Source organism: Burkholderia sp. NLJ2 (genome assembly GCF_049487195.1).
Lineage (GTDB): Bacteria > Pseudomonadota > Gammaproteobacteria > Burkholderiales > Burkholderiaceae > Burkholderia > Burkholderia pyrrocinia.
Genome location: NZ_CP137808.1, coordinates 3044170 through 3064201, shown reverse-complemented (window position 1 = coordinate 3064201; position 20032 = coordinate 3044170). Strand labels below are relative to the sequence as shown.

The window sequence follows — 20032 nt, the reverse complement described above, 5'->3', positions numbered from 1 at the left end:
TTTTCGTTTTACTCAGTCGATGTCGAACAGCAGACAGCACCAAGGCCACTTCGCGCGCAAGCGCTTCGGGCAGAACTTCCTCGTCGATCACGGCGTGATCGATTCGATCGTGTCGACGATCGGTCCCGCGCGCGGCCAGCGCATGGTCGAGATCGGCCCCGGGCTCGGCGCGCTGACCGGGCCGCTGATCGAGCGTCTCTCGACGCCCGAGTCGCCGCTGCATGCGGTCGAACTCGACCGCGACCTGATCGGGCGCCTGCAACAGCGCTTCGGCGCGCTGCTCGAACTGCACGCGGGCGACGCGCTCGCGTTCGACTTCGGTTCGCTCGCGGCGCCCGGCGACAAGCCGTCGCTGCGGATCGTCGGCAACCTGCCGTACAACATTTCCAGCCCGCTGCTGTTTCACCTGATGACGTTCGCCGACGTGGTCATCGATCAGCATTTCATGCTGCAGAACGAAGTCGTCGAGCGGATGGTCGCGGAGCCGGGCACGAAGGCGTTTTCGCGGCTGTCGGTGATGCTGCAGTACCGCTACGTGATGGAAAAGATGCTCGACGTGCCGCCGGAATCGTTCCAGCCGCCGCCGAAGGTCGATTCGGCGATCGTCCGGATGATTCCGTACGAGCCGCACGAACTGCCGGACGTCGATCCGGTGCTGCTCGGCGAAATCGTCACCGCCGCGTTCTCGCAGCGCCGCAAGATGCTGCGCAATACGCTCGGCGACTATCGCGAGACGATCGATTTCGATGCGCTCGGCTTCGATCTCGCGCGCCGTGCGGAGGACGTGAGCGTGGCTGAATACGTCGGTGTCGCGCAGGCGCTCGCGGCGGTGCGCAAGGCCGGGTAACGCGCGTAGCGCGAGCCGGACCGGATGTTGCGATGAGGCTGCCCCGCGGGGCAGCCTTTTTTATTGCGCGGGCATGTTGCGCATGTCTGGCTGCCGCCCGCCGTCACGCCCGCCGGCGCGGCGGCGCGTTGACGAGCGCGATGCCGGTCAGCACGAGCGCGGCCGCGGACATGAAGCGCCAGCCGACCGATTCGCCGAGCAGCAGCACGCCGAACGCGACGCCGAACAGCGGCGACAGGAACGTGAATACGGACAGCCGCGACGCGCTGTAGCGCGTCAGCAGCCAGAACCACGACAGGTAGCTGACGAACGCGACGATCACCGACTGGTACGCGAGGCTCGCTACTGCGATCGGCGTGACGTGTGCGAACGACACCTGCCCGAACAGCGCGGCGAGCGCGACCAGTACGACCGCCGACACCGCGAGCTGGTAGAACAGCGTCTTGCTCGCACTGGCGCGCGCGAGCGCCGTCGAGCGCACGACGACCGTCGTCGCGGCCCACATCGCGCCGCCGAGAATGCCGAGCGCGTCGCCGGCCAGCCCCGCCAGCACGGATGCACCCGGCGCGCGCGGCTTCAGGAAGCCGTCCGCGAACGCGAGCGCGATGCCGGCGAACGCGAGGCCGACGCCGGCCCACTGCGTGCGCTGCAGCCGTTCGCCCGGCGCGAACAGGTGCAGGCCGAGCGCGGTGAAGCAGGGCGCCGTGTACAGGAAGATCGCCATGTGCGACGCGCTCGTCAGCGTCAGCCCGAAGAACACGCAGACGAATTCGCCGGCGAACAGCGCGCCGGCCGCGAGGCCCGCGCCGAACGTGCCGTCCGCGCGGAACAGCGGCGTGCCGCGCGCGCGGGCCCAGCCCCACAGCAGCATCGCGGCGATCACCGAGCGCAGTCCGGCCTGGAACATCGGCGCGATGGCGGCGTTCGTGCTCTTGATCGCGACCTGCTGGAAGCCCCAGATCGCGCACAGCAGCAGCATCAGGCCGACGGCGCGCAGGTCGAGCGCGCGGCGCATGGGTGTGACGGCAAGCGTGGTCATCGGCGGGCCTCGCTGATTCGATACGGTGGCAACGAGATCAGGCGGGCGGCGCGTCCGGCGCGCTCGAATCGGCGGTTTCGCACGGCAGTGTGGCTGGTCGGGAGGGTGGTCGCGTTCGGGTGGCGGGCCGCATGCCCGCTTTTGGTGCGAAGTGGAAGGATGTTACCCGATCGGCCGGCCCGAAGGGGGCGCGTCGAGCGCGGCCGGTTCTGCCGGCGTACCCGCGCTCGCGCGTATCGGATCCATGCTCCGTATCGGCCACTCCGACTGGGCGCCCCCGACGAGTTTCACCCGACTCTGGTAGAGTTTCCGGTTCTGGAAAGTCCCCACAGGAGTACACAACATGCGTTTGCTGCATACGATGCTGCGAGTCGGCGATCTCGACCGCTCGATCAAGTTCTACACCGAATTGCTCGGCATGAAGCTGCTGCGTCGCGACGATTATCCGGAAGGCAAGTTCACGCTCGCGTTCGTCGGCTACGAAGACGAAAGCACGGGCACCGTGATCGAGCTGACCCACAACTGGGATACGCCGTCCTACGATCTCGGCAACGGCTTCGGCCACCTGGCAGTGGCGGTGGAGGATGCCTACGCGGCCTGCGACAAGATCAAGGCGCAAGGCGGCAAGGTCACGCGCGAAGCCGGCCCGATGAAGCACGGCACGACCGTGATCGCCTTCGTAGAGGATCCGGACGGCTACAAGATCGAGTTCATCCAGAAGAAGGCGCACTGAGCGCCGGATGAACGGGCCGCGGCGCGCGATGCGCGCGGCGGCGGGTCGAACGGGCGGTGCGGGGTGACCCGCATCGCCCGTTTGCGTTGACGGGCAATGCTGCGCGTTACAGCGACGGCAGCAGCTCGGGCGGGTGATGCTTGAGCGTGTGCCGCGCTTCGCGGAACTCGGGGAAGATCGATTCGACGGTCTGCCAGAAGGCCGGGCTGTGGTTCATCTCGCGCAGGTGCGACAGTTCGTGCGCGACGACGTAGTCGACGATCGACATCGGGAAATGGATCAGCCGCCAGTTCAGGCGGATCTTGCCGTCGCTCGAGCAACTGCCCCAGCGCGTCGCGGCCGACGACAGCGCGTACATCGAATACGTGACGCCGAGCATTTCCGCGTAGACCGCGAGTCGTTCGCCGAAGATCCGCTTCGCCTCGCCCTGCAGCCAGCCCTGCACGCGATCCTTGATCTGCTGCATGTCGGCCTGTGCGGGCAGCGGCAGCGAGAGCCGCAGCGCATCGGCGTCGAACCCGACGGCGCCCGCGCCGAGCGCGATCGTCACCGTCTTGCCGAGATACGGAAGCTGCGCGCCGTCGCGCCAGTCGATCTGCGGCAGCGCGCGCTGCTCGGTGCGCGTCTTCCACTCCGCGAGCTTCGCGAAGATCCAGCGTTGTTTCTCGGAGATCGCGGCCTCGATGTCGGCGAGCGTGACCCAGCGCGGCGCGGTGATCGACAACCCGCTGCCGTCGATCGTGAAGCCGATCGTGCGACGCGCCGAGCGCTTCAGGCGGTATTCGAGCACGCGGCTGTCGAGTGCGAACGTGCGCACGCGCGAGCGGTCGGGCGCCGGGCCCGGATCGAGCGGTGCGGCGGGCGCCGCTTCAGGCGGCGCCGGCGGCGTGGCGGGCGCCGACGGTGCGGCGGCCGGCCCGTCGAAGAGCGGCAGATCCATCTGGCGATGATCGAGAGCCACGACGGCTGGCCGTGGCCGCGGACGCTGTTTCATCAGTTCGCTTCTTTTTGTCGTGCGCAACGGCTGCAACCCGGGGGATTCAGACGCGCGCGGCATCGCGTGTGCCGGCATTGCCTGCCTGGCGATAGGAATCGGGATCGATGCGGCGCATTTCCGCTTCGATCCATGCTTCGACCTGCGAGTTCAATGCATCGGGTGTGAGGCCGGTCGAATCGATCGGCTTGCCGATCGACACCGTCACCACGCCCGGGAATTTCATGAACGAGTTGCGCGGCCACACCCGTCCTGCATTGTGCGCGATCGGCACGACGGGCGTGCCGGTTTCGATCGCGAAGCGCGCGCCGCCCGTCTTGTACTTGCCCTGCTTGCCGACCGGCGTGCGCGTGCCCTCGGGGAACATGATCATCCATGCGCCTTCCGACAGCCGCTTCTTGCCCTGGCGGATCACCGAATTGAACGCGTTCTTGCCTTCCTTGCGGTTGATGTTGACCATGTGCAGCAGCCCGAGCGCCCAGCCGAAGAACGGCACGTACAGCAGCTCGCGCTTGAACACGTAGCAGAGCGGCTTCGGCATCAGCGCCGGAAACGCGAGCGTCTCCCACGCGGACTGGTGCTTCGACAGCAGCACGGCCGGGCCGTCGGGCAGGTTGTCCATCCCTTCGATCCGGTAGCGGATGCCGTTCAGCCAGCGTACGACCCACAGCGTCGACTTGCACCAGCCGGCCGCCATCCAGTAGCGCGCGTCGGGGCGCATGAACGGGAAGGCGATGAAGCACGCGGTGGCGTACGGCACCGTGTACAGGATGAAGTAGATCAGCAGCAGCAGGGAGCGGACGAAGCGCATCGGCGTGAGTCTGGTGTTAGGGAGGATGCGCGCGGCAGCCGCATCACTCGTGTTCGTGTGAAAGGAAATCGAGCGCAAACGCGCGCAGGTCGTCGTGGACCTTCGTGCCGGGCGGCAAATTGCCCGCGGCGAGCGTTTTCTTGCCCTTGCCGGTCAGCACGAGGTGCGGCTGGAAGCCGACCGCGACACCGGCCTGCAGGTCGCGCAGCGAATCGCCGACGGCCGGCGTGTGATCGGGATCGATCTCGAAGCGCTCGGCGATCATCTGCATCATGCCGGGTTTCGGCTTGCGGCAGTCGCAGTGATCCTCGGCCGTGTGCGGGCAGAAGAACACCGCGTCGATGCGCGCGCCGACCGCGGCCGCCGCGCGATGCATCTTCAGGTGCATCGCGTTGAGCGCGGCCATGTCGAACAGCCCGCGACCGATGCCGGACTGGTTGGTCGCGACGACCACGCGATAGCCCGCGTGGTTGAGCCGGGCGATCGCCTCGAAGCTGCCGGGCAGCGCGATCCATTCGTCGGGCGTCTTGATGAACGCATCCGAATCGACGTTGATCACGCCGTCCCGGTCGAGGACGACGAGCTTTCGGTTGGGGCTGGTCGGCATCGTGCGGCCCTTATGCGGCGAGCTTCGAGATGTCGGCGACGCAGTTCATCTGCAGGTGCAGCGCCGACAGCAGCGCGAGACGGTTCGCGCGCAGCGCGGGATCTTCCGCGTTGACCATCACGTCGTTGAAGAACGTGTCGACCGGCGCGCGCAGCGCGGCGAGCGCCGACAGCGCGCCCGTGTATGCACGCGCCTCGAGCTGCGACTGCACGTGCGGCGTCACGGCCGCGAGCTGTTCGTGCAGCGCCTTCTCGGCGGCTTCGACGAGCAGCGCCGGCTGCACCGTGCCGTTCGCGCCGCCTTCCGACTTCTTCAGGATGTTCGAGATCCGCTTGTTCGCGGCCGCGAGCGCTTCGGCTTCCGCGAGGTGCGTGAATTCGCGCACCGCGTCGAGGCGTGCGACGAGATCGTCGACGCGCGTCGGGTTCAGGCTCAGCACCGCGTCGATTTCGCCGGCCGAATAGCCGCGCTCGCGCAGCAGGCCGCGCAGGCGATCCATGAAGAACGCGAAGATCGCATCGGTCGATTCGGCGACGCCCGGCACGCCTTCGAAGCGCGCGTAGGCCGTGCGCAGCAGCGAGACGAGATCGAGCGGCAGCTGCTTCTCGAGCATCAGACGCAGCACGCCGAGCGCGTGACGGCGCAGCGCGAACGGATCCTTCTCGCCGGTCGGCGCGAGGCCGATACCCCAGATGCCGACGATCGTCTCGAGCTTGTCGGCAAGCGCGACGGCGGTCGACACGGGCGTGGTCGGCAGCGCGTCGCCGGAGAAGCGCGGCTGGTAGTGCTCGGCGCACGCGAGCGCGACGTCGTCGGCTTCGCCGTCGTGGCGCGCGTAGTACGTGCCCATCGTGCCCTGCAGTTCCGGGAATTCGCCGACCATGTCGGTCAGCAGGTCGGCCTTCGCGAGGCGCGCGGCGCGCTTCGCGTGCGCGGCGTCGGCGCCGATCGCGGGTGCGATCTCGCCGGCCAGCGCCTCGAGGCGCTCGACGCGCGCGAGCGCCGAACCGAGCTTGTTGTGATAGACGACGTTCGCGAGTTGCGGCACGCGGTCGGCGAGCGGCTTCTTCTTGTCCTGCTCGAAGAAGAACTTCGCATCGGCGAGGCGCGGGCGCACGACGCGCTCGTTGCCTTCGATGATCTCGCCCGGCGTCTTCGTCTCGATGTTCGACACGATCAGGAAGCGCGAGCGCAGCTTGCCGCCGACGTCGGTCAGCGCGAAATACTTCTGGTTCGTCTGCATCGTCAGGATCAGGCATTCCTGCGGCACCTGCAGGAATTCGTCCTCGAAGCGGCACGGGTACACGACCGGCCATTCGACCAGCGACGTCACTTCGTCGAGCAGCGATTCGGGCATCACGACCGTGTCGCCGTTCGCGTGTTCGTTCAGTTGCGTGCGGATCGTTTCGCGGCGATCGGCGAAGTGCGCGATCACGCGGCCCTTGTCGCGCAGCGTGTCGGCGTAGGCGCGCGCATGCTGGATCGCGACGAGGCCGTCGGACAGGAAGCGGTGGCCGAGCGTGGTGTCGCCGGCGTCGATGCCGAACGCGGTGACGGGCACGATGCGATCGTCGTGCAGCACCGTCAGGCGATGCACCGGGCGCACGAACTGCACGTCGGAACCGTCCGGGCGCTGATACGTCATCACCTTCGGGATCGGCAGCTTCGCGAGCGTTTCGTCGAGCGCGGCCTGCAGGCCGTCGGCGAGCGTCGCGCCGGCTGCCGAATAGTTGATGAAGAACGCTTCGGCCTTGCCGTCCTGCGCGCGCTCGAGATCGGCGATCGACAGGTTCGGGTGGCCGAGCGCCGCGAGCTTCTTCGCGAGCGGGGCCGTCGGCTTGCCTTCGGCGTCGAGCGCGACCGACACGGGCAGGACCTTGTCGCGGACCTGCTTGTCAGGCGCGACGGCGCGCACGTTCTGCACGACGACGGCGAGGCGGCGCGGCGTGGCGTAGCGTTCGAACACGAGTTCACCTTCGACGAGGTCGCGCGCCGCGAGGCGTTGCGCGAGACCTTCGGCGAATGCGTCGCCGAGGCGTGCGAGGGCCTTCGGCGGCAGCTCTTCGGTCAGCAGTTCGACGAGCAGGGGGGCGGGATGATTGTGCGTCATGTTTGGAATAAATCTCGTCTCGTCAGTCTTGGTCGATCTTGCGTTCGACCTTGAGCGGCGGCGCCCATGCCGGCTGCGCGGCGTCCTGGGCATCGGTGGTGAGGCCCGGCACGCCCGGCGGGTTGCCGAGCATCGGGAAGCCGAGCTTCTCGCGCGAGTCGTAGTAAGCCTGCGCGACGAGACGCGACAGCGCGCGGATGCGGCCGATGTACGCTGCGCGCTCGGTTACCGAGATCGCGCCGCGCGCATCGAGCAGGTTGAACGTGTGGCCGGCCTTCAGCACGAGTTCGTACGCGGGCAGCGCGAGCTGCGCGTCGATCATCTTCTTCGCTTCCGCTTCGTAGCTGTTGAAGAACGTGAACAGCAGGTCGACGTTCGCATGCTCGAAGTTGTAGGTTGACTGCTCGACCTCGTTCTGGTGGTACACATCGCCATACGACAGGCGGCGCAGCTCGGGGCCGTTCGGGCCTTGCTCTTCCCACTCGGTCCACACGAGGTCGTACACGTTCTCGACCTTCTGCAGGTACATCGCGAGGCGTTCGAGGCCGTACGTGATCTCGCCGAGCACGGGCTTGCAGTCGAGGCCGCCGACCTGCTGGAAATACGTGAACTGCGTGACTTCCATCCCGTTCAGCCACACTTCCCAGCCGAGGCCCCATGCGCCGAGCGTCGGGTTTTCCCAGTCGTCCTCGACGAAGCGCACGTCGTTCTGCTGCAGGTCGAAGCCGAGCGCTTCGAGCGAGCCGAGGTACAGGTCGAGGATGTTCTCCGGCGCCGGCTTGAGCACGACCTGGTACTGGTAGTAGTGCTGCAGGCGGTTCGGGTTTTCGCCGTAGCGGCCGTCCTTCGGGCGGCGCGACGGCTGCACGTACGCGGCGCGCCACGGCTCGGGGCCGACCGCGCGCAGGAACGTGTGGACGTGCGACGTACCCGCGCCGACTTCCATGTCGATGGGCTGGAGCAGGGCGCAACCCTGCTTGTCCCAGTAGGACTGCAGCGTCAGGATGATTTGCTGAAACGTAAGCATGAAGAGCCTTCGTGGCGCTGGCGCTCCGTTGCGGGCGGCGCTCCGGGCGGGGCCCGGAGGGTCGGCTCGCGCGGCGGCGCGGCTTGTTAGTGTGCTGAAACGCGTAATTTTACCGGATCGGCGACCGGATGCGGCCGGAACGCGGGCAACGGCGCCGCCGGCCCGCTTCCTGCGGCCTGTGCATGCGTGGCCCGTGCGCGCCGCGCGGCCGCGTGCGGCCCGTTGCGACGCGTGTGCCGCGCCCTTCGCACGGGCGTTAAGATGCGCGTATTGCGGCGCGCGACGCGTGCCGCGTCACCGCTTGCCGACTCCGATTGCATGGACGATTCGACCGACATCCTCATTCCGCTGCTTCCGCCGTTCCTCGCGCTGCTCGGGCGGGCCGCCGATGCGCAGGCACGCGGCGAGCGCGCCGCGCACGATCAGTGGCTCGCCGCTGCCGGCCATCTGCATGCGGTCGACGCCGAGGCGCTCGCGCAGCTGACGGCGACGCTCGTCGCGCGGCAGCGCACGGCCGACGCGCTCGCACTCGCCGAATGCGCGGCGCGCGTGCAGCCGGGCGCGGCCGCGCACTTCAATCACGGCTACACGCTGCAGATGGCCGGCCGTCACGCGGATGCCGTCGCGCCTTACCGCGCGGCGCTGGCAGCCGATGCCGGCTGGCCGTCGCTGCGCAACAACCTCGCGATCGCGCTGCGGCTGTCGGGCGGCGACCGCGCGGAGGAGATCGCGCTGCTCGACGCGGCCGTGAACGCCGATCCGCGCGACGTGCAGGCGTGGATCAACCTCGTCGTCGCGCGGCTCGCAATGCAGGACCTCGACGGTGCGCTCGCGTGCGCCGCGCGGCTCGCCGATCTCGCGCCCGACAACGCGCTCGCGATGAACAACGTCGCGATGGCGATGAAGGAGGCGCAGCGCTGGGATGACGCCGAGCGTCATGCGGCGCGCGCGTGCGAGCTGGCGCCCGACGACGCGTCGTTCGGTTTCAACCTCGCGATCATCCAGCTCGTGCGCGGCAACTACGCGGCCGGCTGGCGCGGCCACGAGGCGCGCTGGGACGGCGCGGGCGAGCTGCGCGGCCGCCGGCCGGCGCTGCCGGGCCCGCGCTGGCAGGGCGAGCCGCTCGCGGGCAAGACGCTGCTCGTATGGGGCGAGCAGGGGCTCGGCGACGTGCTGCAGTTCTGCCGGTTCGTCACGCCGCTCGCCGAGCGCGTGCATCGCGAGGGCGGCCGGCTCGCGTGGAATACGTTCCCGCAGGTGGGCACGCTGATGCAGCGCAGCCTGGGCGCGCAGGCGGACGCGTTCGGTGCGGGCGGCGGCGTCGATGCGTTGCCCGCATTCGATTACGAAGTGCCGCTGATCGGCCTGCCGCTGATGCTCGACCTGGAAGCGTCGACGCTTGCGTCGTCGGTGCCGTACCTGCGGGCCGATCCGGAGGCGCGCGATGCGTGGCGCACGCGGCTCGCAGGCGACCGCCGGCTGAAGGTCGGGCTCGTGTGGACGGGCAGCGCGGGCCACCAGCGCAATCCGTTCCGGCGCGTCGGGCTCGCGCGTTATGTCGACGCGTTCCGCGGGATCGACGCCGCGTTTTATTCGCTGCAGCCGGGCGCGAACGCGGATGTCGCGGGGGCGCGCGCAGCCGGCTTCGCGATCGAGGACTTCACGGCGGAACTGAAGAGCTTCGACGATACGGCCGCGTTCATCGGCGCGCTGGATCTCGTGATCACCGTGTGCACGTCGGTCGCGCACCTGTCGGGCGCGCTCGGTGCGCGCACCTGGGTGCTGCTCGACGTGAATCCGCACTGGCCGTGGCTGCTCGAACGCAAGGACAGCCCGTGGTATCCGACCGCGACGCTGTACCGGCAGCCGACGTTCGGCGCGTGGGAACCGGTGATGGAGGAGGTGCGCCGCGATCTGCGGTGCCTGGCCGCGCAGCCGGCACAATCGGATCGATCGGCCCGGCAAGCCTGAGCAGCCGGCCGCTTTGCGGTCACGGGCCGCGTCGCACAGCGGCGGCCTCCACGCGGCGCGCGGCGGCCGCCTGTTACGTCATGCCTGCTGATCGTCGCCGTTCTTCCGGCCGTTGCGCCGGCGCAGCCTCGGCCCGAACGTGAAGCCGAACGCGAGCAGGATGAACGACACCGCGAGCACGGCGGCGTTGCCGCTCGTCACATACGGCGTGAAGCCGCTCGTGCCTTCGATCCGCACGTCGAGCGAGCCGATCGTGAACGGCTTCAACTGGCCGAGCACGCGCCCCTGCGCGTCGATCGCGGCCGTCATCCCGGTGTTGGTCGAGCGCAGCATCGGCCGGCCCGTTTCGAGTGAGCGCATCCGCGCGATCTGCAGGTGCTGGTCGAGCGCGATCGTGTCGCCGAACCACGCGAGGTTCGTCACGTTGACGAGCACGCCCGGCGGTTGCGGGTTGTCGCGGATCGTCGCGGCGATTTCCTCGCCGAACAAGTCCTCGTAGCAGATGTCGGCCATCACGGGCTGGTTGTGCACGAGGAAGGGCTTCTGTACCGGCGCGCCGCGCGCGAAGTCGCCGAGCGGCATCTTCATGAGGTTGACGAACCACCGGAAGCCCCACGGGATGAATTCGCCGAAGGGCACGAGGTGGTGCTTGTCGTAGTGATAGATGTCGCGCGAGTTCGGCGTCACGCCGTACAGGCTGTTCGTATAGTCGACGTAGCGGCCGTCCTCGGTCACCGACGCGCCGACCGCGCCGAACAGCACGGCGGAGCCCGTCGTGTCGCTGAACTTGCGGATCGCGACCGCGAACGGCTCGGGCAATTCCTGGATCATTACCGCGATCGCGGTCTCGGGCGTGACGATCAGGTCGGCGGGCTTCTCGACGATCATCTGCTGGTACATCTTGATTGCCGCGTCGATGCCTTCCTGCTCGAACTTGATGTCCTGCTTCACGTTGCCCTGCAGCAGCCGCACCGTGAGCGGCGCGTTCGCGGGCACGGTCCACGTGACCTGCGACAGCCCGAGGCCGGCCGCGACGAGCGCGACGGCGATACCGGCCGGCGCGGCGATGCGCCCCCGCGCGTTACCTCCGGCGCCGCTGTCACGCGCGGGCGACGGGCGCGCGGCGGCGAGCGACTGCACGACCAGCGCGGCGAACAGCGCGAGCACCCACGCGATTCCGTACACGCCGACCACCGGCGCGAAGCCCGCGAACGGGCCGTCGACCTGCGAGTAGCCGCTCGCGAGCCACGGAAAGCCGGTAAACAGCGTGCCGCGCAGCCACTCGCCGAAGGCCCACGCGCTCGCGAACGCGAACGCGCCGTGCCAGGTCGGCGAGAACGGCCGCGGGTCGGGGCCGCGGCGATGCCACGCATGGCCCGCGCAGAACGACCACAGCCCGGCCGAGAGCGCCGGGTACAGCGACAGGTACAGCGAGAACAGCACGAGCGCACCGCCCGCGAGCGGCGCGGCCATCTCGCCGTACACGTGCATGCTGATGTAGAGCCACCAGATGCCGCTGATGAAGTTGCCGAAGCCGAACGCGCCGCCCGTGAGCGCGGCGCCGCGCCAGCTCGACGTGCGCGTCAGTTGCGCGAAAAACCAGACGAATACGACGAGCTGCAGCCAGCCGCCGTGCGGGGTCGGTGCGAAGCTGAGCGTATTGGCCGCGCCGGCGAGCAGCGCGGCCGGGTAGTGCCAGCGCGGCAGCGCGCGGCCGGGTACCGGCGCGAGCAGGCCGCCAGCCGGGCGGGACAGGATCGGATCGTCCATGTGAAGCGGAAGTGGGCGAGCGGTTGAAGGAGACGCGGCCGGCGCGGGACGGTCAGTCCTCGTGCGAGGTTTCGGCGCGACGGCTGACGTGCGGATTGCGGCGCACCAGCAGCACATGAACCTGGCGCGCATCGCCGCGCTGGATCTCGAACATGAGGTTGCCGAGCTGCAGCTTCTCGCCGCGGTGCGGCACGCGTCCGAAATGATGGGTGATCAGGCCGCCGATCGTGTCGACTTCGTCGTCGGGGAAATCGGTGCCGAACGCCTCGTTGAACTGTTCGATCTCGGTGAGCGCGCGCACGCGGTAGCGGCCGTCCGGCCCCGCGATGATGTTGCCGGCTTCCTCGTCGAAGTCGTATTCGTCCTCGATGTCGCCGACGATCTGTTCGAGCACGTCCTCGATCGTGATCAGGCCCGCGACGCCGCCGTATTCGTCGACGACGATCGCGAGGTGGTTGCGGTTCACGCGGAAGTCGTGCAGCAGCACGTTCAGGCGCTTCGATTCGGGAATGAACACGGCCGGGCGCAGCATCCCGCGCACGTCGAATTCTTCTTCGGCGTAGAAGCGCAGCAGATCCTTCGCGAGCAGCACGCCGATCACGTTGTCGCGGTTCTCCTCGAACACCGGGTAGCGCGAGTGCGCCTTTTCGAGGACGAACGGGATGAAATCTTCGGGTTTGTCGGCGATGTTGATCGCGTCCATCTGCGCGCGCGGCACCATGATGTCGCGGGCGCACAGGTCGGATACCTGGAACACGCCTTCGATCATCGACAGCGAATCGGCGTCGATCAGGTTGCGTTCGTGGGCGTCCTGGAGGATTTCCAGCAGCTCGCCGCGGGATTCGGGCTCGGGCGAGATGAAGTCGGTCAGGCGCTCGAGGAGCGAGCGCTTTTCTTGCGGTTTGTCGGTTGGCTTACGACTGGGATACGAATCGTTCATGGTGGTGCGCCCGGGTCATGCCGGGGCGCGCTGTCACGGAGTAGGCAAGGATACACCAAGGGCACGACGCGACCGTGTCACCCCGGCCGCCCGGCCAAGGTGCGCGTCCGCGCGAGCCCCGCTCGCGGACGGCCGCGCCGGGCGCGACAACGTCCTCGCATCCATCCTATCTCATAAAAGGGCGGCGGCGCAGCAGCGGCAAAAATCGGGTATGGAAAGGGCGGGCAGGCGCGACGCGGAAAGGCGACCGGCCGGCCGACGCCGGCGGCAATCTGCCGCATGCGATCGCGCCCGGCGCGCGGCTCTCAAGAAAACGCCGGGCCGTCGGGGGGGCTGGCGCGAAGCGACAGGTCTGGGGGCGCTCAGAACCGCATGCCGGCCGAGCAGCCGCCGGCTGCCCCGCCGTTGCTCGCGGCGCCGCCGCAGCCGAATATCCCGCAGCCGGACAGCGCGACGCTCGCGGCGACGAGCAGCGCGGCGAGCTTGCAGCGCGACCAGCGTGAAGGTTTCATCGGTAGCGTCCTGGTTCGATTGAGCAGGCGGCGCGGCTTCGCGTGGCGGCAAGCCCGGCGTCGGGTTGCGTCACCGGCATCGCGCGAGCAGCCCTTCCAGCGCGCGATCGGGAATGCCGCTCGCGCGCAGCGCGTCGACCGTGCGGCTGACGTAGTCGAGCGTCGTGCCGTAGCGGCCGGCCGCGCAACTGAATACTTCCTTCACGACGGGGTCGGACAGCTTGCCCGTATAGGTCGGCGCGTCGCGGCGCATCACGAACGCGAGCGCGTTCACGCGTTCGCCGTTCTCGAGCGAGCACGGCAGCCACGCGGGCCGGTACGAACCCATCGGCATTTCGCGCTTCCACAGCGTTTCGAGGTGCGGCTGCGCGGTCGGGCCCGCGAGCCGGAACGCGATGCCCGAGCACGAACCGCCGCGATCGAGCGCGAGCACGAGGCCCGGACGTTCGGGCGTGCCGCGGTTCACGCGCGACCACAGGTAGAGCCCGCGATGGTAGCCGTGCACCTTGCCGCGCACGGCGGCGACGGTCGGCAACCCCGGGTTCCAGATCAGCGAGCCATAGCCGAACAGCCAGAGGTCCTGCCGGCCGTCCCAGTCGCGCATCGTGTGCGCGAGCGACGCCGCGAGTTCGTCTTCCGTCAGCAGCCGCCCGTCGCCGATCGACGGCGGGTAGGCGGGCGGGAGCATCACGGCGTTGCGCATCGTGCGGCCGACTTACTGGTACGGGTTCGGGAAACCCAGCTTCGCGAGGATGTCGACTTCGAGCGCTTCCATTTCGGCCGCGTCCTCGTCGCTCGTCTCGTGGTCGTAGCCCTGCGCGTGCAGCGCGCCGTGCACCAGCAGGTGCGCGTAATGGGCCGTGAGCGGCTTGCCCTGGTCGTGCGCTTCCTTCTCGACGACCGGGCAGCACAGCACGAGGTCGCCGATCACGGTGCCGTCGGGCGCCGCGTCGTACGCGAAGGTCAGCACGTTGGTCGGGTAGTCCTTGTGGCGGTAGCCGGCGTTCAGCGTGCGGCCTTCGTTTTCGCCGACGAAGCGCACGGTGAGTTGCGCGCCGGCGAACAGCGCCGGCTCGATCCATTCGGCGATCAGCTTGCGCTTGGGCAGCGCCTTGCGCACGTCGCTCGTGATTTCGTCGCCGTACTGCACGGACAGGTCGAGTTCAGGCTCGCGCAATGCGTCTTCGATTTCGATTTCGTCTTCGCGCGGCGCGGGCTCGGCGCCCACGTGCAGCGTCACGCTGTCGTAGTGCTCGGGTTGCAGCGCGAGCTTCGCGCGCATCGCCGGATCGTTGTGCTGCGCGACGATCGCGACGGCTGCTTCCCCCGAGCTGCCCGACAGGTCGAACATCAGGCTGCGGCCATCCGGGAAGTCGATTCGCAGCCCCTGCGCGTTGACGGTGCGGGCCTTGCCCTTCGCATCGAACAGCGAAAGACGGGGGGATTCGGGCGCGGCGGACTGGGCGCGCCCGGACTTGCGAGAACGGGAGGATTTCATGACGCGTGCGGCGATTGGAACGCGTTGAGGATACACCAAACGGCCGATCGCACCCGAATTCGCGCGGGCGAAAAAAAGCCCGGCGCGCCGTCTGGCGGGCCGGGCCGGCAGGCCGGGGCAGCGCGCGGGCGCCGCCGGCCGGTCAGCCGTCCTGATGCTGCGCGTGGAACTCGTCGTATGCCTCGACGATGCGCGCGACGAGCGGATGGCGGACGACGTCCGCGCTCGTGAAACGCGTGAGCGCGATGCCGCGCACGCCGCTCAGCACCTGCTGCGCCTCGACGAGGCCGCTCTTGTGGCCGCGCGGCAGGTCGACCTGGCTCGTGTCGCCGGTCACGACCGCCTTCGAACCGAAGCCGATCCGCGTGAGGAACATCTTCATCTGCTCGGGCGTCGTGTTCTGCGCCTCGTCGAGGATGATGAACGCGTGGTTCAGCGTGCGGCCGCGCATGTACGCGAGCGGCGCGATCTCGATCATCTGGCGCTCGAACATCTTGGCCGTCTTGTCGAAGCCGAGCAGGTCGTACAGCGCGTCGTACAGCGGACGCAGGTACGGGTCGACCTTCTGCGCGAGGTCGCCCGGCAGGAAGCCGAGCCGCTCGCCGGCCTCGACGGCCGGGCGCGTCAGCACGATCCGCTTGACCTGGTCTCGCTCGAGCGCGTCGACCGCGCACGCGACCGCGAGGTAGGTCTTGCCGGTGCCGGCCGGCCCGATGCCGAGCGTGACGTCGTGCGACAGGATCTGCTTCAGGTATTCGCGCTGCGCAGGCGTGCGGCCGCGCAGGTCGGCGCGCCGCGTGTAGAGCTTCGGTCCCTGCTCTTCGAGCGCCTCGTCGTCGAGCTGCACGACAGGCTCGTCGAACGGATGGTCGGGGTCGCCGCGGAAGCGCACGTCGAGCGTGTTCTCGCGGCCGTTGCCGGCGGTGTGGCGCACTTCGACCAGCGCGAGCTGGATGTCGTCGACCGACAGCGGATCGCGCGCGCGGTTGTAGAAGTTGTCGAGCGCCGCGAGCGCGAGCTTGGCGCCGCGCCCGCGGATCGTGATCCGGTGGCCGCGCCGCGCGAGCGTGACGTCGAGTGCCTGTTCGATCTGCCGCAGGTTTTCGTCGAGCGGGCCGCAGAGATTGGCGAGGCGCGCGTTGTCGTCGCGCGGCGCGATGAATTCCAGGGGTTGGGCGGGCTTCAAAGTGGCGTCGGGCTCCGGTGATGCGTCGGTCAGTGGGTGGCCGCGCTCGCGTCGTCGCTGACGAGCACGAGCTCGCCGCGCAGCGAATGCGGGTACGCATGGTTGATCTTCACGTCGATCATCTGGCCGATCAGGCGCGGGTGCGACGCGAGCGGCGCCGGGAAATTCACGACCCGGTTGTTCTCGGTGCGGCCCGCGAGTTCGTTCGGGTCTTTGCGCGACGGGCCCTCGACGAGGATCCGCTCGACCTTCCCGACCATCGACTGGCTGATGCGCGCGACGTTTTCCTCGATGGTCGCCTGCAGATGTTGCAGGCGTTTGAGCTTCACTTCGCGCGGCGTGTCGTCGTGCAGGTTCGCGGCCGGCGTGCCGGGGCGCGGGCTGTAGATGAACGAGAAGCTCGTGTCGTAGCTCATCTCGTGCACGAGCGCCATCATCCTGTCGAAATCGTCCTCGGTCTCGCCGGGGAAGCCGACGATCATGTCGGTCGACAGCGACAGGTCGGGGCGGATCGCACGCAGCTTGCGGATCACCGATTTGTATTCGAGCACCGTATAGCCGCGCTTCATCGCCATCAGGATGCGGTCGGAGCCGTGCTGGACGGGCAGGTGCAGGTGACTCACGAGCTTCGGCACTTTCGCGTAGGTGTCGATCAGGCGCTGCGTGAATTCCTTCGGGTGCGACGTCGTGTAGCGGATCCGCTCGATGCCGGGGATGTCGGCGACGTATTCGATCAGCGTCGCGAAATCGGCGATCTCGGACGCGCCGGCCGTCAGCGCGCCGCGATACGCGTTCACGTTCTGGCCGAGCAGCGTGACTTCGCGCACGCCCTGGTCGGCGAGGCCGGCCACTTCGGTCAGCACGTCGTCGAGCGGGCGCGACACTTCGTCGCCGCGCGTGTACGGCACCACGCAGTAGCTGCAGTACTTCGAGCAGCCTTCCATGATCGACACGAACGCGCTCGGCCCCTCGACGCGCGCGGGCGGCAGGTGGTCGAACTTCTCGATTTCGGGGAACGTGATGTCGACCTGCGCGCGGCCGCTCGCGCGGCGCGCGTCGATCATCTGCGGCAGGCGGTGCAGCGTCTGCGGGCCGAACACGAGGTCGACGTACGGCGCGCGCGACACGATCGACGCGCCTTCCTGGCTCGCGACGCAGCCGCCGACGCCGATCAGCAGGCCGGGCTTCGCTTCCTTCAGTTCGCGCACGCGGCCGAGATCGGAAAACACCTTCTCCTGCGCCTTTTCACGCACCGAGCACGTGTTGAACAGGATGATGTCCGCGTCTTCGGGCGTGTCGGTCTTTTCGAGGCCTTCGGCGGCATTGAGCACGTCCACCATCTTGTCCGAGTCGTACTCGTTCATCTGGCAGCCGAAGGTCTTTACGTAAACTTTCTTGGTCATGGGGATTCGCCGTTCGCAGTGGTTGACCTGGGGGCGTCGTCAAGAGTGAATCGGGACGGCCGTGCGCTGCACGCAGGTTGCGCGCATCGAGCATGAAAAGCCGTCGGGAAAGCCTTCCATTATAGCTTTTCGCGCTGCCCCGGGCGGGCGGCGGGTTGCGGCCGCGCGACGTCGATCGTCACGTTCCGACCCTTGAAGGGCGGTGCGCTGGCTGACTGTCAGCGGCACGCGCTCAGCAGGTCGTCGAGCGCGGCTTCTTCGCGTGCGAAGCGTTCGGTGAGGAAGTCGAGCAGCACGCGCACCCGCAGCGCCATGTAGCGCTTGCTGTGATAGATCGCGTGCAGCGGCGCGTCCTGGTGCCGCCAGTCGGGCAGCAGCACGCGCAGCCGGCCCGCGCGGACGTCGTCGGCGATGTCCCACAGCGATTTCAGCGCAATGCCGTGGCCACGCAGCGTCCATTCGCGCGTGAGGCCGCCGTCGTTGGTTTCGAACGCGGTCGCGACCGGCACCCGGTGGATCTGCACCTCGTCGCCGCGCGTGAAGTGCCAGACGTTCATCGGGCCGGACGCGATCGTGATCACGTTGCACGGAAAGCGGGCCAGATCGTGCGGATCGGCCGGCATGCCGTGGCGTTCGACGAACGACGGCGCCGCGCACAGTACGCGCCGGTTCGTCGCGAGCCGGCGGGCGATCAGCGCGCCGTCGGGCGGCGCGGCGAAGCGGATCGCGAGGTCGATCTCGTCCTGCCACAGGTTCGACGACGAATCGGACGCCGTCAGCGAGAACGTGACGTCCGGATGGCGCGTCGTGAATTCGCCGAGCCAGTCGAGCAACTGGTTGCGGCCGAAATCGGACGTCGACGACAGCCGGACCTTGCCGCGGACGACGTTGCGGCCTTCCTGCAGCATCGCGTCCGCGTCGTCGAGCGCCTGCAGCGCCTGACGGCAGCAGTTCAGGTACAGCCGGCCCTCGTCGGTGAGCCGCAACTGCCGCGTCGAGCGTTCGAAAAGCCGTGTAGCGGTCTTTGCCTCGAGCTTTGCGAGGCGCGCGCTCGCGGCGGCCGGCGTGAGGTTCAGCTTGCGCCCGGCCGCGGACAGGCTGCCCAGTTCCGCCGCCTCGACGAACAGCCGGATATCGCCCAGTCGATCCATTCGATTTTCCAGAAATTTTTGAAAATGGTTCAAATGCCACGCCAATTATCAAATATAGGCATCTTCGGGACAATGCGCGCACATCCCGCTTCTTGTGCGGTGCGGCACCGGCCGGGCGCCGCGTCCGCCGCCTTCCGGAGAACGTCATGCCCATTCCGTTACTGGCGCTCGCGATCAGCGCGTTCGCCATCGGCACCACCGAATTCATCATCATGGGCCTGCTGCCCGAAGTCGCGCACGATCTCGCCGTGTCGCTGCCGTCGGCCGGCCTGCTCGTCACCGGTTACGCGCTCGGCGTCGCGGTCGGCGCGCCGCTGCTCGCGGTACTGACGAGCCGCATGCCGCGCAAGGCAGCGCTGCAGTTGCTCATGGCGATCTTCATCGTCGGCAACGTGCTGTGCGCCACCGCGTCCGGCTACGCGATGCTGATGGTCGCGCGCGTCGTCACGTCGTTTGCGCACGGTTCGTTCTTCGGGATCGGCGCGGTGGTCGCCGCGTCGCTCGTGCCGGCCGACAAGCGGGCGAGCGCGATCGCGCTGATGTTCACGGGGCTCACGCTGTCGAACGTGCTCGGCGTGCCGTTCGGCACGTTCGTCGGCCAGTTGCTCGGCTGGCGCGCGTCGTTCTGGATCGTTGCCGTGCTCGGCGTGCTGGCGCTCGGCGGCGTCGCCGCGCTCGTGCCGAACCGCCACGACAGCGGGCCGGTCGGCCTCGGCCACGAGGTGCGCGTGCTGAAGGAGCCGCAGGTGTGGCTCGCGCTGCTGATGACGGTGCTCGGCTTCGGCGGCGTGTTCGTCGTGTTCACGTATATCGCGCCGATTCTCGAGACGGTAGCGGGCTACGCACCGCGCTCGGTCGCGCTGATCCTCGTGCTGTTCGGCGCGGGGCTGACGATCGGCAATACGATCGGCGGCAAGCTCGCCGACCGCGCGCTGATGCCGTCGCTGATCGCGATCCTCGTCGCGCTGATGGCCGTGATGGCCGTGTTCGCGAAGACGAGCCACCTGCCGGTCGCGGCCGCCGTCACCGTATTCGTGTGGGGGATCGCCGCGTTCGCGACGGTGCCGCCGCTGCAGGCACGCGTGGTCGAGAAGGCCGCGAGCGCGCCGCATCTCGCGTCGACGCTCAATATCGGCGCGTTCAACGTCGGCAATGCGGGCGGCGCGTGGCTCGGCGGCCTCGCGCTGGAACACGGCTTCGCGCTCGATGCGCTGCCGTGGGTCGCCGTCGCGGTGACGTTCGCGGCGCTCGTCGTTACGTGGCTCGCAATGCGGCTCGACGCGCGGGCACCGGCAAGCGGTGCGGCGCCGGCGGCGCAATGAGCGGCGCAACGACGACGCATTCGCGACGTCATGGCGACGCCATAGCGGCAGGAAAAGGTTCGCGAGAAACGCATTCCTCCGCGATGCTGATAACGGTGTGAAGATAACTTC

General features: G+C 68.5%; 18 protein-coding genes. 4 read left to right on the top strand and 14 right to left on the bottom strand.

Going from position 1 to position 20032, the window contains the following annotated elements:
• Nucleotides 1-19: 19 nt before the first annotated feature.
• On the top strand, nt 20-847 hold the full coding sequence (rsmA, locus tag R9B84_RS14130; RefSeq protein WP_047898982.1) for a 16S rRNA (adenine(1518)-N(6)/adenine(1519)-N(6))-dimethyltransferase RsmA: 828 nt from the start codon (nt 20-22) through the stop codon (nt 845-847).
• Nucleotides 848-950: 103 nt separating this feature from the next.
• On the opposite strand, the gene R9B84_RS14125 is transcribed toward rsmA, so the two are convergent.
• Complete coding sequence (locus R9B84_RS14125; protein WP_423758404.1) at nt 951-1886, bottom strand: DMT family transporter; 936 nt, start codon at nt 1884-1886, stop codon at nt 951-953.
• Between the two features lie 343 nt (nt 1887-2229).
• On the opposite strand from R9B84_RS14125, the gene gloA reads away from it, so the two are divergent.
• The gene (gene gloA / locus R9B84_RS14120; protein WP_065499218.1) at nt 2230-2619 is read left to right on the top strand and encodes a lactoylglutathione lyase; all 390 of its coding nucleotides are present in this window, start codon (nt 2230-2232) and stop codon (nt 2617-2619) included.
• Nucleotides 2620-2725: 106 nt separating this feature from the next.
• Here the strand turns inward: gloA and R9B84_RS14115 are convergent, their stop codons facing one another.
• The 5 genes from R9B84_RS14115 to glyQ are packed head-to-tail and all read right to left on the bottom strand — an operon-like array spanning nt 2726 to nt 8168.
• On the bottom strand, nt 2726-3613 hold the full coding sequence (locus tag R9B84_RS14115; protein WP_423758403.1) for a M48 family metallopeptidase: 888 nt from the start codon (nt 3611-3613) through the stop codon (nt 2726-2728).
• 46 nt (nt 3614-3659) lie between these two features.
• Nucleotides 3660-4424: a lysophospholipid acyltransferase family protein gene (locus R9B84_RS14110; protein ID WP_262536359.1), complete on the bottom strand. Its 765-nt coding sequence runs from the start codon at nt 4422-4424 to the stop codon at nt 3660-3662.
• Between the two features lie 43 nt (nt 4425-4467).
• Complete coding sequence (gene gmhB / locus R9B84_RS14105; protein WP_423758402.1) at nt 4468-5031, bottom strand: D-glycero-beta-D-manno-heptose 1,7-bisphosphate 7-phosphatase; 564 nt, start codon at nt 5029-5031, stop codon at nt 4468-4470.
• Between the two features lie 10 nt (nt 5032-5041).
• Nucleotides 5042-7141, bottom strand: coding sequence for a glycine--tRNA ligase subunit beta (glyS, locus tag R9B84_RS14100; RefSeq protein ID WP_423758401.1), 2100 nt, complete (start codon nt 7139-7141; stop codon nt 5042-5044).
• Between the two features lie 22 nt (nt 7142-7163).
• On the bottom strand, nt 7164-8168 hold the full coding sequence (gene glyQ, locus R9B84_RS14095; protein WP_011885965.1) for a glycine--tRNA ligase subunit alpha: 1005 nt from the start codon (nt 8166-8168) through the stop codon (nt 7164-7166).
• Between the two features lie 318 nt (nt 8169-8486).
• Between glyQ and R9B84_RS14090 the strand changes: the two genes are divergently transcribed.
• Nucleotides 8487-10139 (top strand): hypothetical protein, encoded by a 1653-nt coding sequence (locus R9B84_RS14090; RefSeq protein ID WP_423758400.1) that lies wholly within the window; start codon nt 8487-8489, stop codon nt 10137-10139.
• Nucleotides 10140-10217: 78 nt separating this feature from the next.
• Here R9B84_RS14090 and lnt read toward each other — a convergent pair whose 3' ends face one another.
• From lnt to R9B84_RS14050, 8 genes are all read right to left on the bottom strand, one after another.
• Nucleotides 10218-11909, bottom strand: coding sequence for an apolipoprotein N-acyltransferase (gene lnt, locus R9B84_RS14085; protein WP_423758399.1), 1692 nt, complete (start codon nt 11907-11909; stop codon nt 10218-10220).
• Between the two features lie 52 nt (nt 11910-11961).
• The gene (locus tag R9B84_RS14080; protein WP_423758398.1) at nt 11962-12849 is read right to left on the bottom strand and encodes an HlyC/CorC family transporter; all 888 of its coding nucleotides are present in this window, start codon (nt 12847-12849) and stop codon (nt 11962-11964) included.
• A gap of 362 nt (nt 12850-13211) precedes the next feature.
• Nucleotides 13212-13361 carry a hypothetical protein gene (locus R9B84_RS14075; protein WP_167347841.1) on the bottom strand — a complete coding sequence of 50 codons (150 nt, stop codon included), beginning with the start codon at nt 13359-13361 and terminating at the stop codon, nt 13212-13214.
• Nucleotides 13362-13431: 70 nt separating this feature from the next.
• Nucleotides 13432-14064: a gamma-glutamylcyclotransferase gene (locus R9B84_RS14070; RefSeq protein ID WP_423758397.1), complete on the bottom strand. Its 633-nt coding sequence runs from the start codon at nt 14062-14064 to the stop codon at nt 13432-13434.
• 12 nt (nt 14065-14076) lie between these two features.
• Nucleotides 14077-14859, bottom strand: coding sequence for an rRNA maturation RNase YbeY (gene ybeY / locus R9B84_RS14065; protein WP_423758396.1), 783 nt, complete (start codon nt 14857-14859; stop codon nt 14077-14079).
• Between the two features lie 142 nt (nt 14860-15001).
• Nucleotides 15002-16045 carry a PhoH family protein gene (locus R9B84_RS14060; protein WP_423758395.1) on the bottom strand — a complete coding sequence of 348 codons (1044 nt, stop codon included), beginning with the start codon at nt 16043-16045 and terminating at the stop codon, nt 15002-15004.
• Nucleotides 16046-16074: 29 nt separating this feature from the next.
• A complete protein-coding gene (miaB, locus tag R9B84_RS14055; protein WP_423758394.1) occupies nt 16075-17448 on the bottom strand; it encodes a tRNA (N6-isopentenyl adenosine(37)-C2)-methylthiotransferase MiaB in 1374 nt (457 codons plus the stop codon).
• 218 nt (nt 17449-17666) lie between these two features.
• Nucleotides 17667-18599, bottom strand: a complete 933-nt coding sequence (locus R9B84_RS14050) for a LysR family transcriptional regulator (RefSeq protein ID WP_423758393.1) — start codon at nt 18597-18599, stop codon at nt 17667-17669.
• Between the two features lie 146 nt (nt 18600-18745).
• Here R9B84_RS14050 and R9B84_RS14045 point away from each other — a divergent pair, with 146 nt between their 5' ends.
• Entirely contained in the window at nt 18746-19921 is a 1176-nt protein-coding gene (locus R9B84_RS14045) for an MFS transporter (RefSeq protein WP_423758392.1), read from the top strand.
• Nucleotides 19922-20032: the final 111 nt, after the last annotated feature.

What these genes read in the sequence shown, in the direction of transcription:
- glyS (WP_423758401.1), bottom strand. Translation starts at nt 7,141, where the DNA reads ATGACGCACAATCATCCCGCCCCCCTGCTCGTCGAACTGCTGACCGAA.
- R9B84_RS14115 (WP_423758403.1), bottom strand. Translation starts at nt 3,613, where the DNA reads ATGAAACAGCGTCCGCGGCCACGGCCAGCCGTCGTGGCTCTCGATCAT.
- rsmA (WP_047898982.1), top strand. Translation starts at nt 20, where the DNA reads ATGTCGAACAGCAGACAGCACCAAGGCCACTTCGCGCGCAAGCGCTTC.
- R9B84_RS14080 (WP_423758398.1), bottom strand. Translation starts at nt 12,849, where the DNA reads ATGAACGATTCGTATCCCAGTCGTAAGCCAACCGACAAACCGCAAGAA.
- R9B84_RS14110 (WP_262536359.1), bottom strand. Translation starts at nt 4,424, where the DNA reads ATGCGCTTCGTCCGCTCCCTGCTGCTGCTGATCTACTTCATCCTGTAC.
- R9B84_RS14075 (WP_167347841.1), bottom strand. Translation starts at nt 13,361, where the DNA reads ATGAAACCTTCACGCTGGTCGCGCTGCAAGCTCGCCGCGCTGCTCGTC.
- glyQ (WP_011885965.1), bottom strand. Translation starts at nt 8,168, where the DNA reads ATGCTTACGTTTCAGCAAATCATCCTGACGCTGCAGTCCTACTGGGAC.
- gmhB (WP_423758402.1), bottom strand. Translation starts at nt 5,031, where the DNA reads ATGCCGACCAGCCCCAACCGAAAGCTCGTCGTCCTCGACCGGGACGGC.
- ybeY (WP_423758396.1), bottom strand. Translation starts at nt 14,859, where the DNA reads ATGAAATCCTCCCGTTCTCGCAAGTCCGGGCGCGCCCAGTCCGCCGCG.
- R9B84_RS14125 (WP_423758404.1), bottom strand. Translation starts at nt 1,886, where the DNA reads ATGACCACGCTTGCCGTCACACCCATGCGCCGCGCGCTCGACCTGCGC.
- gloA (WP_065499218.1), top strand. Translation starts at nt 2,230, where the DNA reads ATGCGTTTGCTGCATACGATGCTGCGAGTCGGCGATCTCGACCGCTCG.
- R9B84_RS14090 (WP_423758400.1), top strand. Translation starts at nt 8,487, where the DNA reads ATGGACGATTCGACCGACATCCTCATTCCGCTGCTTCCGCCGTTCCTC.
- lnt (WP_423758399.1), bottom strand. Translation starts at nt 11,909, where the DNA reads ATGGACGATCCGATCCTGTCCCGCCCGGCTGGCGGCCTGCTCGCGCCG.
- R9B84_RS14070 (WP_423758397.1), bottom strand. Translation starts at nt 14,064, where the DNA reads ATGCGCAACGCCGTGATGCTCCCGCCCGCCTACCCGCCGTCGATCGGC.
- R9B84_RS14050 (WP_423758393.1), bottom strand. Translation starts at nt 18,599, where the DNA reads ATGGATCGACTGGGCGATATCCGGCTGTTCGTCGAGGCGGCGGAACTG.
- miaB (WP_423758394.1), bottom strand. Translation starts at nt 17,448, where the DNA reads ATGACCAAGAAAGTTTACGTAAAGACCTTCGGCTGCCAGATGAACGAG.
- R9B84_RS14045 (WP_423758392.1), top strand. Translation starts at nt 18,746, where the DNA reads ATGCCCATTCCGTTACTGGCGCTCGCGATCAGCGCGTTCGCCATCGGC.